The sequence below is a fragment of the Natrialba sp. PRR66 genome, assembly GCF_034808065.1.
GTDB lineage: Archaea > Halobacteriota > Halobacteria > Halobacteriales > Natrialbaceae > Natrialba > Natrialba aegyptia.
On record NZ_JAXHGN010000124.1, the window covers coordinates 1 to 269 of the forward strand.

The 269-nt window shown below is 65.8% G+C and carries 1 protein-coding gene; it reads right to left on the bottom strand.

The window, feature by feature from the left end:
- A partial coding sequence (locus tag SM755_RS23725; protein WP_323174845.1) for a hypothetical protein occupies positions 1-269 on the bottom strand: 269 nt, incomplete at both ends.

Consider the following 269-nt stretch of genomic DNA (forward strand, 5'->3'; position numbering starts at 1 on the left):
GCGAACACGTCCGACCCACGGCGAACGCGTCGCCGCAGTCCTCGCAAAAGTGCGGGATGTCGTCGCCACAGTCGTCGTACGCTTCGCCGAAACCGGGGAGTCCGTGACGGGGGAGTTCGTTGTCCCGGACGGACCAGTACGTCTTCTCGTCGAAGAACGCGGCCTGGTCGCTTCGGGCCTCGTCCTCCGAAAGTTGCGGCGGGTCCTGGATGGCACCGATTATCTTCCGCGCAGTACGCCGGTCGTCTTCCGACAGGGCTACGTCCGGG